Annotated in this window: 14 protein-coding genes; 6 read left to right on the forward strand and 8 right to left on the reverse strand. The window is 66.0% G+C overall.

Annotated features, from left to right (window positions below; all coding sequences use genetic code 11):
• Nucleotides 1–204: 204 nt before the first annotated feature.
• From V9L20_RS06165 to V9L20_RS06195, 7 genes are read right to left on the reverse strand one after another with little or no spacing between them, the layout of a single operon-like run.
• Nucleotides 205–435 (reverse strand): hypothetical protein, encoded by a 231-nt coding sequence (locus V9L20_RS06165; RefSeq protein ID WP_012747462.1) that lies wholly within the window; start codon nt 433–435, stop codon nt 205–207.
• Nucleotides 422–790 (reverse strand): hypothetical protein, encoded by a 369-nt coding sequence (locus tag V9L20_RS06170; protein WP_126746489.1) that lies wholly within the window; start codon nt 788–790, stop codon nt 422–424. Before V9L20_RS06170 ends, V9L20_RS06165 begins: the two co-directional genes overlap by 14 nt.
• A gap of 18 nt (nt 791–808) precedes the next feature.
• Nucleotides 809–1,720 carry a DUF6999 family protein gene (locus tag V9L20_RS06175; RefSeq protein WP_258505962.1) on the reverse strand — a complete coding sequence of 304 codons (912 nt, stop codon included), beginning with the start codon at nt 1,718–1,720 and terminating at the stop codon, nt 809–811.
• Complete coding sequence (locus tag V9L20_RS06180) at nt 1,704–3,659, reverse strand: 3-oxoacyl-[acyl-carrier-protein] synthase III C-terminal domain-containing protein (RefSeq protein ID WP_258505961.1); 1,956 nt, start codon at nt 3,657–3,659, stop codon at nt 1,704–1,706. Before V9L20_RS06180 ends, V9L20_RS06175 begins: the two co-directional genes overlap by 17 nt.
• 3 nt (nt 3,660–3,662) lie before the next feature.
• The gene (locus tag V9L20_RS06185) at nt 3,663–4,634 is read right to left on the reverse strand and encodes a fatty acid desaturase family protein (protein WP_258505959.1); all 972 of its coding nucleotides are present in this window, start codon (nt 4,632–4,634) and stop codon (nt 3,663–3,665) included.
• The gene (locus tag V9L20_RS06190) at nt 4,618–5,406 is read right to left on the reverse strand and encodes a sterol desaturase family protein (protein WP_258505957.1); all 789 of its coding nucleotides are present in this window, start codon (nt 5,404–5,406) and stop codon (nt 4,618–4,620) included. Before V9L20_RS06190 ends, V9L20_RS06185 begins: the two co-directional genes overlap by 17 nt.
• A gap of 9 nt (nt 5,407–5,415) precedes the next feature.
• Nucleotides 5,416–6,990 carry a phospholipase D family protein gene (locus V9L20_RS06195; protein WP_337295905.1) on the reverse strand — a complete coding sequence of 525 codons (1,575 nt, stop codon included), beginning with the start codon at nt 6,988–6,990 and terminating at the stop codon, nt 5,416–5,418.
• A 149-nt stretch (nt 6,991–7,139) separates the two neighbouring features.
• On the opposite strand from V9L20_RS06195, the gene V9L20_RS06200 reads away from it, so the two are divergent.
• Both V9L20_RS06200 and V9L20_RS06205 read left to right on the forward strand, forming a co-directional pair.
• Entirely contained in the window at nt 7,140–7,694 is a 555-nt protein-coding gene (locus V9L20_RS06200) for a peroxiredoxin (protein ID WP_258505954.1), read from the forward strand.
• A gap of 48 nt (nt 7,695–7,742) precedes the next feature.
• Complete coding sequence (locus tag V9L20_RS06205; protein ID WP_258505952.1) at nt 7,743–9,176, forward strand: aldehyde dehydrogenase family protein; 1,434 nt, start codon at nt 7,743–7,745, stop codon at nt 9,174–9,176.
• Nucleotides 9,177–9,207: 31 nt separating this feature from the next.
• Here the strand turns inward: V9L20_RS06205 and V9L20_RS06210 are convergent, their stop codons facing one another.
• Complete coding sequence (locus tag V9L20_RS06210) at nt 9,208–10,092, reverse strand: ZIP family metal transporter (RefSeq protein WP_258508389.1); 885 nt, start codon at nt 10,090–10,092, stop codon at nt 9,208–9,210.
• Nucleotides 10,093–10,297: 205 nt separating this feature from the next.
• On the opposite strand from V9L20_RS06210, the gene V9L20_RS06215 reads away from it, so the two are divergent.
• From V9L20_RS06215 to moeA, 4 genes are all read left to right on the forward strand, one after another.
• The gene (locus V9L20_RS06215) at nt 10,298–11,059 is read left to right on the forward strand and encodes an SDR family oxidoreductase (RefSeq protein WP_258505951.1); all 762 of its coding nucleotides are present in this window, start codon (nt 10,298–10,300) and stop codon (nt 11,057–11,059) included.
• 65 nt (nt 11,060–11,124) lie between these two features.
• Nucleotides 11,125–12,276 carry a GTP 3',8-cyclase MoaA gene (gene moaA / locus V9L20_RS06220; protein ID WP_337295906.1) on the forward strand — a complete coding sequence of 384 codons (1,152 nt, stop codon included), beginning with the start codon at nt 11,125–11,127 and terminating at the stop codon, nt 12,274–12,276.
• Entirely contained in the window at nt 12,273–12,923 is a 651-nt protein-coding gene (gene mobA, locus V9L20_RS06225; protein WP_337295907.1) for a molybdenum cofactor guanylyltransferase MobA, read from the forward strand. Before moaA ends, mobA begins: the two co-directional genes overlap by 4 nt.
• Nucleotides 12,920–14,236, forward strand: a complete 1,317-nt coding sequence (gene moeA / locus V9L20_RS06230) for a molybdopterin molybdotransferase MoeA (RefSeq protein ID WP_337295908.1) — start codon at nt 12,920–12,922, stop codon at nt 14,234–14,236. The genes mobA and moeA overlap by 4 nt, the downstream gene beginning before the upstream one ends.
• The last annotated feature ends 14 nt before the right edge of the window (nt 14,237–14,250 follow it).

Genomic DNA, 14,250 nt, shown 5'->3' on the forward strand with positions numbered 1-14,250 from the left:
TCCGCACATTGCCCGACGCCGGGCGCCTATACAAAATCATTTGCCGTCGACTACAAATTAGAACTTTTTATTGACTGCAATTACTTGCATCAATTGTGTCTAACTGTATATCCAATACCGCAAATAGGGAAGGAAATCTGCACCGGCGGTGCTCGGGCATGTCGCCAAAAAGACGCTCAGCCCTGCTAGCCGAGCGCCGCCAGATTATTCGAGCGACTCGTCCAGCGCCTTGCACGAAGGCGCGCAAACGGTTTGCGACTTGCCGAGCACCTGGCGGGTGCGCAGCTGCGAGCGTACGCGGTGCTTGCCGCACATGAAGCAGGACATGGTTGCCCCGCTGAAAGACGCGGACGCACGGAACGGCGACCCTGGTGCTTTCGATTTGTAACGCAAGCCATCGGCCACGACGGCAGTCTTCACCTCAGCTTTGGCCATCGGCTTTGTCCTTTTTAGGTTCGGTATTACGCATGGCCCGTGCGATGACTTCTCTGGCGCGGACTTCGGCTGCAAGTGCCGCGTCCAGCGCCGAGCGGCACAGGCCGGCGTGTTGATAGTTGATATTTTCGTACACCTCGGCGGCAGCGGGATAAGCGTCGAGCAGGCGGCCCAGATCGGCGCCCGGTTCAACGTCGCTGAATTCGTGCACGAGGTGCTCGACCACCGAGCGGTACTGCTCCGCCCCGACGGGAACGGTGCTGTGCTCGAGCCGTTCCAGCAGTTGAGCCAGCACGTGGGTCACTGCCAGATCGGTCTTGGGAGACGGATTTTGGGTCGTGTTCATGGAGTCCATCTGGGGGCAGCATACGCTTTATGCAAGTGCCTCCTCCCGTGCGGGTGTTGGCTCGGGGGGCGCCTTATGCGCGACCTGCATGCGCCGCAGCAGGCTGTGCAGCATTTCAGTCGAAAGCCCATGGATGACCAGCCGATGTCCCGCCCGCAAGGTGGAAAGCGGCACCAGCGGGTGCTTGTTGTTGACCAGAATCAGGTGCTCCGGAGCACCCAGCACCGTCGCGGCGTAGATGCCGATGGTTTCGTCCAGCTGCAGGGAGTTGGCGGCGCGCCAAAAGTCGTTATCGGTCAACATCAACTGATACAGCGGCGTAAAAAGCTCGATGGCACTCTGCAGGTCGAGAAAATTCAGTTTGCCTTGCGGCATGTCCGAAAGCCGCAACCCAGGGTCCTTGATCATCGAAAAGTCGACATTCGGCGCCTTGCCGAGAACCATACCCTTGTCGCGCAGCGCTTGGTTCAGGCGGATCACGAAATTGAACAGGTTCAGATCGTGCTTCAGGAATGTCTCGTCCCTGAGTGCGTCGATATCGGCAGGCTCCAGCGGCGAGGTGCCCACCGGCGCGGGGGAATTGCGGCCAATGAAGCTCAGCACCTGCGAACCCAGATGGAAGTGCCGCAGGATCAGCCAGTTCGCCTCCGGCGACACGAAGCGCTTCAGCCCCCAGGCCAGCAGGTTGTGCAGCATCTTCGAGTGCGACCAGTTGCGCGGCACGAACACCTTCACCACCTGGATCAGGATGATCGTGAGCCGCGCCACCGGCCGCAGGAACGGCAGCAGATACTGGCGCGAGCCCGAGCTCGAATCGGCGAGCCACGCGGCCTTGACCTCGTCGGGCAGCGGCGTGCTCTGGTCGAGGTAGAGGGCCAGCCAGGGGCTGGGGTCGCGCTCGTCGTGGCCCTGCTCGAGAAAATCAGGCGTTCGGCTCATGTGACATTCGCTCCGTGATGTGCTGAAACTGCATCAAGTACAGCGCGGCCGTGTGGCGCGCCGTGTCGATGATCTGCCGGGCTGCGCGGCCCTGCCCTTTGCCGCCTTGGCCGTCGTTGTCCGCTTCCACGGCCATCACCATCTCGACCGCGGCAAGCCATCGGTTCAGGTGGTTCTCGTCGTTGTGGCCGTGGTACTCGAGAAAGCGGAACGCATCTGGCGGCAGCTTGAGGCCGGCCTTGATCAGCGGGAGCAGCGCCGGCACGATGCGCTGGCCCGTGCCTTCGATGATGTAGATCGCGCCCAGCAGCCCGATGGGGTCGCGCGTGGCGGCCAGGCCGTGCAGGTAGGCGTTGAGCGCCTCCCCACCGGGGTTGCGGCGCAACTCGCCGATCTCGGCCACGGTGCCGCCGGCCTTCCGGTAGTCGCTGAAGAGAATGTTGAAGTCGTCCTGCTCTTCGCCCGCGTGCACGTCGATCAACGCGGCAAGCGTCTTGTAGGGCCCCGTCAGCGAAGCGGCGCCTTCGCGCATCCAGCGGCTGCCTTCGCGCACCTGCGGAACCCACTGCTCCATCCAGTTCAGGTAATCGGGCAGCGCGAAGCGGCGCTCGCGAATCTGGCGGATCAAAGGCGTGCGCCAGACGTTGGAGCGGTAGTCGTGCCAGATGCCGGCCAGCTCGGTCAGCAGCGCGGCCAGGCCTTCAGGCGCGGCGGCCGGATCGTGCGGCGGCGCAATCGCCGTCTCGTCGTCGGCGGGCGCAGCTTCGGCGGCCGCGCGTGGGCTGGGCACCGCCTGCAGCGGCGCATCCGCCGCCTCGGCCTCCAGCAGCATGTAGGCAGCCATGAAGCGCCCCGACTCCGGCACGTAGCAGAAGATCTGCTCACCGGGCTTCAGCGTCTTGGTGTGCAAGAACTCCGACAGCATGATCAGGATCGACGCCGCGCCGGTGTTTCCGCGCCAGGCCAGGTTGCTCCACCACTTCTCGCGGGGAATCGCAAGGTCGGCCTTGGTCATCAGGTCTTCGACCACCGGAATGAATTTTTCCGACGAGTAGTGGCACAGGAAATGATCGACCCGCTTCGGATCGACCCAGCCATCGCGCACCAGCGTCGCGTATTCGTGAATGCCAACGTCGAACAGGTGCGGCAACAGGCGAATGTCCTGCCGCAGCGACAAGGCACCCGCCGCTTCCGCCTCCGCCCAGGAGCCGTAGTCCAGATGCCCGCGCGTACGGTCTTCGGTCAGGCCCAGCTGCATGCACACCGGGTAGTCGCCCGAGAACGCGCGCTGGTGCACCCATTTCAGCCGCAAACGCAGCCCCGGGTTGCCGGCCAGCCCGGGCGTGCCGTCGGAGAGCAGCAACGCGCCGGCACCGTCGGAAAGCATCCACCGCAGGAAGTGCGAATCGAAGTCCGTTTCGTAGCCACGCGCCGCGAAGCGCGAGCGCTTGAAAAGCCGCGACGGCATTTCGCTTGCCACCGCAAGCGCGCTGCGGTGCGCGCCCAGTTCGATGCCTTGCGCGGCCGACTGGATGGCCGACACGCCCGCGGCGCAGATGCCGTGTACCGACAAGGTCTCCATTGGCGCCGCCGCCAGTTCGCCCTGAATCATGTTGGCAAAGCCGGGCATGAGCGTGTCGCCGCCCGACGAACCGCTGGCCAGCAGCGAAACGCGCGACAGCTCGGCCCCGCCGCGCTGCAGGCAATCGCGGATCGCGCCCGCCGCCAGTTGCGCATTGGTTTGACGCGTCATGCCCTCCTCGTCGATTGCGTAGTGCCGCGTGAGAATGCCGTTCTCGGCCAGGATGCGCCGCTTGATGCGCTCCGACATGCGGTTGAGCGGCGCGATGTAGGCATCCATGCGCTCGTTGGGAATGGGCTCGCCGGGCATGTAGTAGCCGGCGCTCTCGATGTAGACGCGTTGAAATGGAACAGGCATGGTTCAGTGGGTTGAAGACTCGGGCGGCACCAAAGGCACGGATGACATCAGCGAGCGGCTGCGAAAGCGCGGCCACAGCGCTCCCAGCACGAACACGCGAACCATGTAGGGCACCAGTCCTTGCTCGTTGAGTGCGGGATCGACCCGCGCGCGGTAGTGCGTGCGGTGCAATTGCGTGAGTTCGGACCAATGGACATGCGGGTTCTCGTGATGTGCGGTGTGCAGGCCGATGTTGAACAGCAACGGGTTCACCAGCCCTTCGAAATTGCGTGCGTAGTTCAAGCGGGTACCCGCGGTATCGCGCCGCGCCTCCGCACTCGCCTCTGCCTTCGGTGTGGGCCTGCATCCGTCCGCATGCGCGTGCTGCAGATAGTTGGTGGCCAGCAGCCAATGCAGCCCGTGCAGTTGCGGCACGATGACGAACAGCAGCGCCTTGCGCCAGTCGAGCAGCAGCAGCGCGCTCCAGCTCCCGAGCCAAAGCGCGTATTGCGCCATGCAATAACGCCAAGGCCCCGGCTGGTGCCTTCGAAGCCGCCCGAGCCAGCCCAGGAACACGGGCACCAGCACCCACACCGCCTGGAACGGATGCAGCAAGTACCCGCGCAAGTGGTTGGTATCGCCGCCGAAGCGGTAGGTGCGCGCCACGTCCTGCGGCCCATGTCGGTGGCGATGGTGGTTGGCCACGTGCGCGGGCCAGAAAACGAAAGTCGGGTGCCCCTGCAGCAGCGTGATCCAGAAGTCGGTGAGCCGGTTCATGCGCCGCCCGCGCCACATGCGCAAGTGCACGTGGTTGTGGTGGATCACGCCCACGCCCAACGTCAGAAACAGCATCAATCCATAGAGCAGCACGGCAAAGCCATGCACCCACTGCCATGCCACCAGCGCCGGAAGCACCACCAGGTAGGCAAGGCTCTGCCAGTCGCGCCAATGGCGCAGGCGTGCCGGCCGGCGCAGCGCGTCAGGCCGGCGTGCCATGCTGCTGTTGGCGTTGCTGCTTGTCTTGAAAAGCCTGGAACTGCGGCTCGGCCGCATCGGCGGCGATGCGCGTGCCGAACAACCGGTCCATGAAAGTGAACTGGAACCCGTAGTTGCCGCCGTGGCAGGCGTGGTGCAAATGGTGCCGACGGCTCGCGGCGAACCAGTGGCTGTAAGACACCCCGGGAAAAAAGTCGTAGTTCGAGTGGCCGACGCTGTTGAAGAACAGGCTGAACAGCGGCACCGAGGCAAGCGACCAGAAGCTGAAGTCGTGCAGCAGCATCGGCAGCAAAATCACGTTGCCGAGCATCGCCGCCTCGATCGGGTGAAAGCTGTACGTGGCCCACGGCGTTGTCACGACCGAGCGGTGGTGCGGCCCGTGAAAGCGCCGCAGCCACCGCATGTGCAGCACGCGATGGTTGAACCAGAAATGCACGTCGTTCCAGACCGCGAGCACCACGATTTCAAGCGCGATCTGCCGCCAGCCCGCGTCCGCGTCGAGCCGCGCCCAGCCCAGCTGAAGCAAGCCCCACGGAAACACCATGCCCAGCCCGAAAACCAGCACCGAAACGCCCGACTGCGTCAGTTCGCGGCGCAGTTGCCCCGGCTGCAGCGGGCGCGGATCGAGCACCCGCCCGATTCCGAGTGCCGGCAGCGCCCGACGGGTCAACAGCCAATTGAGCGCGCCGAACCCCAGGTAGATCGAGCCGAAAAACGCCAGCCCCCAGCACATCACCTGGAGGACGGACAAATTTGTAAAGGTTTGCGCCATCCCCCGAGGCTACAGCAGCATTTCGGGAACCAGAGGCGCAATGATCAGGTTGTGGAGCCGTTGAAAGAACGTCGACTCCGGTTCCGAGGTCAGGATGACTTCCTTTTCCCCGTCGCTCGTGAGCCACTGCAGCGTGCCGGTGTCCTTGGCAAGGCGCAGGCGGTACGAGTTCTGCAGCTTGCTGATGTTGATGACACGCAGCATCTCGCGCGCCAACTGGGGGCTGTCGACCACCAGGCCCATCTCGGTGTTCTGGCTCGCCGAGCGCGGATCGAGGTTCATCGAGCCGATGAAGATGCGCGTCTTGTCGATGGCCGCCGTCTTGGAGTGCAGCCGCCCGAGCGATTTGCCGAACACGCCGAAGCGTTCTCCCGCGGTGGTGCGCTGCGGGCTCAGTTCGTACAGGTCGGCCCCGCCCTTGAGCAACCGCTCGCGGTAGCGCGCGTAGCCGGTGTGCACCAGCGGCTCGTCGTTGGCGGCCAGCGAATTGGTGAGCAGCGTGAGCTTGACGTTGCGCTTTGCCAGGTCTTCGAAGGCCGCCATGCCGCGCTCGCCGGGCACCAGGTACGGCGAGGTCAGGTCGACCTGGATCTTGGCGTCCATCAACAGTGCCCAGACCTGCATCGTCACGCTGGTGGCAATGGCTTCGTCCGCCGTCATGGTGGTCGGCTTGGTGGGCGGGTCGGCAATGGCTCGGGCCTCGCCCCACAAAAGCCCCATGCGGCCGCCGTCGAGCTCTTCGGCAATCGGCCCGTAACCCAGGATGTCGGAGGGCGGCAGCACGATCTTCGGCGGCGCCGCCGCCATGCCGATCCACGCATCGAAGTCCGCGGTGGTGGGCGTGCGCCCGCCCTCGCCCCGCACGATGTCCGCCACGGGCCAGACCTGCTTGCTGTTCCAGTAGGCATCGAAGATCGATTCGAGCTGCGGCAGCACCTTGCCCACCACCAGCGCGTCCATGTCGATGAAGTTCTGCGCCTCGCTCAGCACGAAATACTCGTCGGCAATGTTGCGCCCGCCCACCACCGCCATGACGCCGTCGGCGATGAAGAGCTTGTTGTGCATGCGGTGGTTGAGCCGCCCGATCTCGTGCGGCGACGCCGCGAAGCGCGACAGAAATCCGTTGCGCCCGCAACAGAACGGGTTGAACAGCCGCACGTCCACGTTGGGCGTCTGCGAAAGCGCAAGCAGCAGCTGCTGGCTCCTGGCCGTGTAGAGATCGTCCACCAGCAAGCGCACCTTCACCCCGCGCGCCGCCGCTTCGCGCAGCGAGCGCATCAGCAGCCGGCCGGTGGCGTCGTTCTCGAGCTGGTAATACTGGACCACCAGCGAACGCTGGGCACGCTGCGCAAGCTGGATGCGCGCGTCCAGCGAATACACACCGAGCGGCATCAGCCGGAAGCCCGAATGCTCACTGGGCGGCGTCGAGGCCGCCACGATCTTCGAGAGCGTGGTGGAGGGGTCGGCCGCGTCTGCAGTTACGGCCGCCCGCTCGCGCGCCGGCGGCAGCGACCCGCAGGCACCCAGCAACGCGATCATCACGCCCGCAAGGCAAATTCGAAGGAGTCGAGACCAGGCGTTCATGATCGTGGATCGGTGTTCTCTTTGGTTTTCTTTGGTTTTTCTTGACTGCTGCCGGGTATACGCTGGCCGGCGCCTGCCGGTTTCATTCGCGCCATCTTTAATTGCTCGCCCATCCTAGAATTCGCTTCACACCTGTTCGGAGTTACACCATGGCAAGACCGATCCTCTCACGCATCGCACTGATGTCGGTCGCCGCCGCAATGGCGCTCCCCGCCAGCGCCGCCCTCGACATCGGCGACCCGGTACCCAAGTTCACCGCCAATGCCGCACTCGGCGGCAAAACCTTCCGCTACTCGCTGGCCGAAGCCTTGGCCAAAGGGCCGGTGGTGTTGTACTTCTTTCCCGCGGCCGACTCCAGCGACTGTTCGATCGAGGCCCATGCGTTCGCCGAAGCCATCGACCAGTTCACGGCGCTCGGCGCCACTGTCATCGGCGTTTCGGCCGACGACATCGACACGCTCTCGAAGTTCTCGGTCAAGTCGTGCCAAAGCCGCTTTCCCGTGGCCTCGGACGAATCGAAAACGGTAATCAACGGGTTCGACGCCCTGATGCAGACGCGGCCAGACTTTGCCAACCGCCTGTCCTACGTGATTGCGCCGAACGGCACGGTGGCTTACTACTACCAGAACCTGAACCCGGACAAGCATGTGGAGCGCATGCTCAATGCGGTGCGGGCGCTGCCGCGCCCCGGCGCACCAAGGTAGCCCGGGGCCGCCGGCGGGTTTGCCCGGCTTCGCGCAAAATCCCGTTCCATGCAACTCAACTTCATCGCCAACGCCGACGTCCCGTCTTCCTCAGGCCGCACCCTGCAGGTGCTCGACCCGTCCGACGGCCAGCCTTTCGACGAAATCCAGCGCAGCAACGCCGCCGATATCGACTCCGCGGTGCGCGCGGCACGCGATTGCTTCGAGGGCGTGTGGCACAAGGTGAGCGCAGCCGACCGCGGCCGCCTTCTCTACAAGCTTTCGCAGAAGATTGCCGAGCACGTCGACGAGTTGGCCCTGCTCGAGCAGCGCGACTGCGGCAAGCCCGTGAAGCAGGCGCGTGCCGACGCGGTGGCGCTGGTGCGCTATTTCGAGTTCTATGCCGGCGCCTGCGACAAGCTGCACGGCGAGACGATTCCCTACCAGGACGGGTACAGCGTTTTCACCTGGCGCGAGCCGCACGGCGTCACGGGCCACATCATTCCCTGGAACTACCCGATGCAGATCTTCGGGCGCAGCGTGGGCGGGGCCCTGGCGGCCGGCAACGTGTGCGTGGTGAAGCCGGCCGAAGACGCCTGCCTTTCCTTGATCCGCGTGGCACAGCTCGCGGCCGAAGTCGGCTTTCCGGCCGGTGCGCTCAACATCGTGACGGGCTATGGCCACGAGGTGGGCGACGCGCTCGCGCGGCATGAAGGCATCGACCACATCAGCTTTACCGGCAGCCCAAAAATCGGCACGCTCATCCAGCAGGTGGCGGCCGAGCGGCATTGCCCGGTCACGCTCGAGCTCGGCGGCAAGAGCCCGCAGATCATCTTTGCCGACGCCGACCTCGACGCGGCCATTCCGGTGATCATCAACGCCATCGTGCAGAACGCCGGTCAGACCTGTTCGGCCGGCTCGCGTGTGCTGATCCAGCGCGGCATCTACGAGCCGCTGCTCGAACGCCTCGGCCATGCCTTCGAGGCCCTGCGCGTCGGCCCCGCGGCCATGGACCTCGACGTGGGCCCGCTGATCCGCCAGACCCAGCAGCAACGTGTGTGGGACTTTTTGAGCGACGCCCAGGTGGCCGGCATTCCAATGGTGGCCCACGGCGTCGTGGTCGACGAAGCGCCCGAAACCGGCTTCTACCAGGCCCCCACCCTGCTGCGCGACGTGCCGGTGAACCACCGCCTCGCACAGGAAGAAGTGTTCGGCCCGGTGCTTGCCGCAATGCAGTTCGCCGATGAGGACGAAGCGGTGGCGCTGGCCAACGCGACGCAGTTCGGCCTTGTTGCCGGCATCTGGACAGCAGACGGCGCACGCCAGTTCCGCATGGCCAAGCGGGTGCGCAGCGGCCAGGTGTTTATCAACAACTACGGCGCGGGCGGCGGTGTGGAACTGCCGTTCGGTGGAGTCAAGTCGTCGGGCTACGGACGCGAAAAGGGCTTTGAGGCGCTCTACGGCTTCACCACCCTCAAGACCGTCGCCATCAAGCACGGTTAAGAGGCCGGGCCGGCCGGGTCGTGGCGCAGGTCTACCCCAGCGCCGTGTCCAGCAGCATCATCAGCACGAAGCCGAGCATCAGCCCGCTGGTCGCAAAGCTTTCGTGCCCCTTGCGGTGCGACTCCGGAATGATCTCGTGGCTGATGACGAACAGCATGGCGCCGGCCGCGAAGCCCAGCCCCCACGGCAGCAGCAAGACGGAGTGGCCGACCACGGCGGCACCGAGCACCGCACCAAGGGGCTCGACCACGCCTGAAACCATTCCGATGAAGACGGCGAACCCGCGCCTGTAGCCCGCCGCCAGCAGCGCCACGGCCACCACCAGGCCTTCGGGCACGTCCTGGATTGCGATGCCAGTGGCCAGCGCGTCGGCGCGCAACCCGTTGCCGGCCGCATAGCCGACGCCGATCGCGAGACCCTCCGGCAGGTTGTGCAGTGCGATGGCAAACACGAAAAGCCAGGTGCGCCGCAGCCTGTGCGCGGTCTGGCCCTCCAGGCCCTTGATGAAGTGCTCGTGCGGCAGCACGCGGTCCAGCAGCATCAGCGCGATGCCGCCGAGCAGGATGGCCGAGCCCAACACGCCGCCGGCGGCCCAGCTGCCGCCGCCGAACATTTCCGCCTTTCGCGCCGCCTCCAGGCCGGGAATGATCAGGGAGAAGGCGCAGGCGGCCAGCATCACACCGGCGCCGAAACCGAACAGCGTGTCCTGCAGCCGCTCAGGAAGCTTCTGGGAGAACAGCACGGGCAGCGTGCCCAGCGCAGTGGCCAGCGCCGCTACCGAACCGCCCAGTAGAGCGCTCCAGACCACCGGGTCGGCGCGAACGAATTCGCAGAACCGGAAGGCCAGCGCAAGCGCGCCGGCAGAGACGATTGCCAGACCGATCCATTGGCGTGCCGAGAGATCGGTGCGCTGCATGTAAAGCACGATTGCAAGCTCCTTGTGTTGAAAGAGCCCTTTGCGTCCATTCGAGTGCTGCGTACTCAGGCACTTGGATGATAGTAATTCTCAACAACGGCGTCCAGCACGCGCTGGGCGCACTGCGCAAAAGGCGCCATGCACAAGCACTTGGCAGCATGGCCCGATACACTGCCCCGCTGCACTTTTTTCGAGGAGACACAGCGTGCGCGTCAAGGACAAATCCATCATCGTGACCGGTGCCGGCGGCGGCATCGGCGAAGGCATCGCCAAGCGGCTCGCGGCCGAGGGCGCCCAGGTGCTCGTGAACGACATCAACCCGGCAGCCGGCCAGCAGGTGGTCGAAGCCATCCTGCGCGAAGGCGGCAGGGCCTCGTTCTTTGCGGCGGACGTCACGCAGTCGGCACAGGTCAAGGCCCTGGTCGAAGCCGCGGTCGAGCGCCACGGCAAGCTCGACGCCATGGTCAACAACGCCGGCTGGACGCACCGCAACCGCCCTGCCCTCGAGGTTGGCGAAGACGAGTTCGACAAGTGCTACGCGGTCAACGTGAAGAGCATCTATCTGGCCACCGTGCACGCGGTGCCGGCGTTCCGCGCCAACGGCGGCGGCTCGTTCATCAACATCGCCTCCACGGCCGGCGTGCGTCCGCGTCCGGGGCTCACCTGGTACAACGGCTCCAAGGGCGCCGTCATCACGACGAGCAAGTCGCTGGCCGCCGAGCTCGGCCCCGACAACATCCGCGTGAACTGCATCAACCCGGTCTTCAACCCCGACACGGGCCTGGCCGCCGAATTCGCCGGCGGTCCGCTCACCGAAGAGCGCAAGGCCAAGTTCCGCGCCACCATTCCGCTCGGCCGCTTCTCGACGGCGCTCGATGTGGCCAACGCTGCGCTGTACCTCGCGAGCGACGAGGCCGCATTCATCAGCGGCGTGTGCATCGAAGTGGACGGCGCGCGCTGCGTCTAGCAGCCCTGCCGAGTAGCCCTTTCCGGCTCGGCCCATCGCCGATGGAGTAAATTGGCCGCTGCCCCATGAACAGCAAAAGCACCACCGTCATTCCGCTCTCCGAAATCGGCCGCGCACGCCCGGCGGTTTCGGTGCCGGAGATTGCCGTGCCCGCCACAGGCCACCTGCTCGACCGCCTCGGCCGGCCGCTGACCGACCTGCGCATCAGCGTGACAGACCGCTGCAACTTTCGCTGCAGCTACTGCATGCCGAAAGACGTGTTCGACAAGGACTACCAATACCTGCCGCACAGCGCCCTGCTGAGCTTCGAGGAAATGACGCGGCTCGCGCGGCTTTTTGCAGCCCACGGCGTGCGCAAGATCCGCCTCACCGGCGGCGAGCCGCTGCTGCGCAAGAACATCGAGGGGCTGATCGAGCAGCTTTCCGAGCTTCGCACACCGGCCGGTGACCCGCTGGCGCTCACGCTCACCACCAACGGCTCGCTACTGCGGCGCAAGGCGGCAGCATTGGCCGCCGCCGGCCTCCAGCGCGTGACCGTGAGCCTCGACAGCCTCGACGACGCGGTGTTCCGCCACATGAACGACGTCGATTTTCCGGTGGCCGATGTGCTGGCCGGCATCGAGGCGGCGCTGGCCGCCGGGCTCGGCCCGATCAAGGTCAACATGGTGGTCAAGCGCGGCACCAACGAGCAGGAAATCCTGCCGATGGCGCGCTACTTTCGCGACAACCACGGCGGCAAGGTCGTGCTGCGCTTCATCGAATACATGGACGTGGGCGCCACCAACGGCTGGCGCATGGACGAGGTGCTGCCTTCGGCGGAAGTCATCGCGCGCATCGGCGCCGAGTTTCCGCTGGTGCCCCTCGAGGCCAGCGCGCCCGGAGAGACCGCGCAGCGCTGGGCCTATGCCGACGGCGGCGGCGAGGTCGGCGTGATCAGCAGCGTGACCCAGGCCTTCTGCCACGACTGCAGCCGCGCGCGCCTGTCCACCGAGGGCAAGCTCTACCTCTGCCTTTTTGCCAGCGCGGGCCACGACTTGCGCCCGCTGCTGCGCGGCACCGCCACCGACGAGGAGATCGCCTCCGCCATCGGCCACATCTGGCAGGGCCGCGCCGACCGCTATTCCGAACTGCGCGCGCTTCGCGGCCCCGAAAGCGCCGAGCACGACACCAACGACAAGGCGCCGCGACGCGTCGAAATGAGCTACATCGGCGGATGACCCCAGAGACACAAGAACCCATTTCCCCCAGCGAGATCACCGGCCTGCTGCTGGCCGGCGGCCGCGGCTCCCGCATGGGCGGCGTCGACAAGGGCCTGCAGAACTTCAATGGTTCGCCGCTTGCAATGCACGCCGTGCTGCGGCTGGGCATGCAGGTCGGCGAGGTGATGATCAATGCCAATCGCAACCTGGCCGCCTACGAGTCCTTCGGCGTGCCGGTATGGCCCGACAGCCTGGCCGACTACGCGGGTCCGCTCGCGGGCTTCCTGACCGGCCTCGAGCGCTGCGAAACGCCTTACCTGTTGACCGTGCCTTGCGACACGCCGCTGTTCCCGCTCGACTTGGCAAGCCGCATGGCCGAGGCACTGGTTGCCGACAACGCGGAAATTGCCATGGTCAGCGCCCCCGAAGCCGCCGCCGAACCCGGCGCGGCGCCGGTGCTGCGGCCGCAGCCGGTGTTCTGCCTGCTACACACCGCGTTGCTCGAAAGCCTGGTGAACTTCACCCAGTCCGGTGGCCGCAAGATCGACGCGTGGACCGCGCAGCACCGCACCGTGCTCGTGCCTTTCGACCGGCCCGGCGATGCGCCCGATGCTTTCTTCAACGCCAATACGCTGGCCGAACTGCACGCCCTAGAAAGCCGATGAGCCGCATCGCCGACATTGCCGCCGCCCTTGCGGGCTATGACCCCCAGGCGCTGAGCGTCGACGGGGTCCAGTCCTTCCTGGCCCAGCTCGTCGCCCAGGCCGTGGTCTCCGAACGCGAAGAAGTCGGCGTGCGCGAAGCGCTCGGCCGCGTGCTGGCCGAAGACATCATCTCGCCTGTGAGCGTGCCGCCGCACGACAACTCCGCGATGGACGGCTTTGCCTTCGATGGCGCCGTCCTGCGCGACGATGCGCCCATCGACGCATCGATCGATCTGCGCGTGGTGGGAACCGCTCTGGCCGGCGCGGCGTGGCGCGGCTCCCTGGGTGCGGGCGACGCGGTCCGGATCATGACCGGCGCGGTCATGCCCGAAGGGCTCGACACCGTGATTCCGCAGGAGTTCTGCAAGGTCGACGGCGACCGCGTGAGCTTTCCGGCCAAGGTGCTCCGCCGCGGCGACAACCGCCGCTTCGCGGGCGAAGACCTGATGCAAGGGCAACCGGCGTTGAGGCGCGGCGAGCGCCTGTCGCCCGCAGCCCTGGGCATGATTGCGAGCCTCGGCCTGCCTTCGATTTCCGTGCTGCGGCGCCTGCGCGTGGCCTACTTTTCGACCGGCGACGAAATCCTGAGCCTTGGCGAACCGCCGCGCGAAGGCGCCGTGTACGACAGCAACCGCTACACGGTGTTCGGCCTGCTCACGCGGCTGGGTTGCGAAGTCATCGACCTGGGCCTGGTGCGCGACGACCCCGCCACGCTCGCCGCCACGCTGCAGCGCGCCGCCAGCGAGGCGGACGCCATCATCACCAGCGGTGGCGTGAGCGTCGGTGCCGCCGACCACACGCGCGCGGTGATGCAGCAGCTTGGCGACATGGCGTTCTGGCGGGTTGCCATGCGGCCTGGTCGGCCGATGGCCGTCGGGCTGATCCCGCGCAACCAAACCTCTTCATCGCAGCCGGGCGCAGCCGTGTTGTTCGGGCTGCCTGGCAATCCGGTGGCCGTGATGGTCACTTTTCTTGCGTTCGTGCGGCCTGCACTGCTGCGCATGATGGGCTGCCACGACATTGCCGCCGCGCCGCGGCCGCTGCTGCGTGCACGCAGCGTGGGCGCTATCCGCAAGAAGCCAGGCCGCACCGAATACCAGCGCGGCTTCGTAACGGCCGTGGCCGGCGCCCTGCCCGAGGTTCGCATTGCGGGCAACCAGGGTTCGGGGGTGCTGAGTTCGATGGTCGAGGCCAACGGGCTCGTGGTGCTGCACCACGATCAGGGCAGCGTGGCCGCGGGCGATGAAGTCGACGTGATGATGCTCGAGGACTAGTCCGGTCCGGATCC

The organism is Variovorax sp. CCNWLW225 (assembly GCF_037204045.1).
Lineage (GTDB): Bacteria > Pseudomonadota > Gammaproteobacteria > Burkholderiales > Burkholderiaceae_C > Variovorax.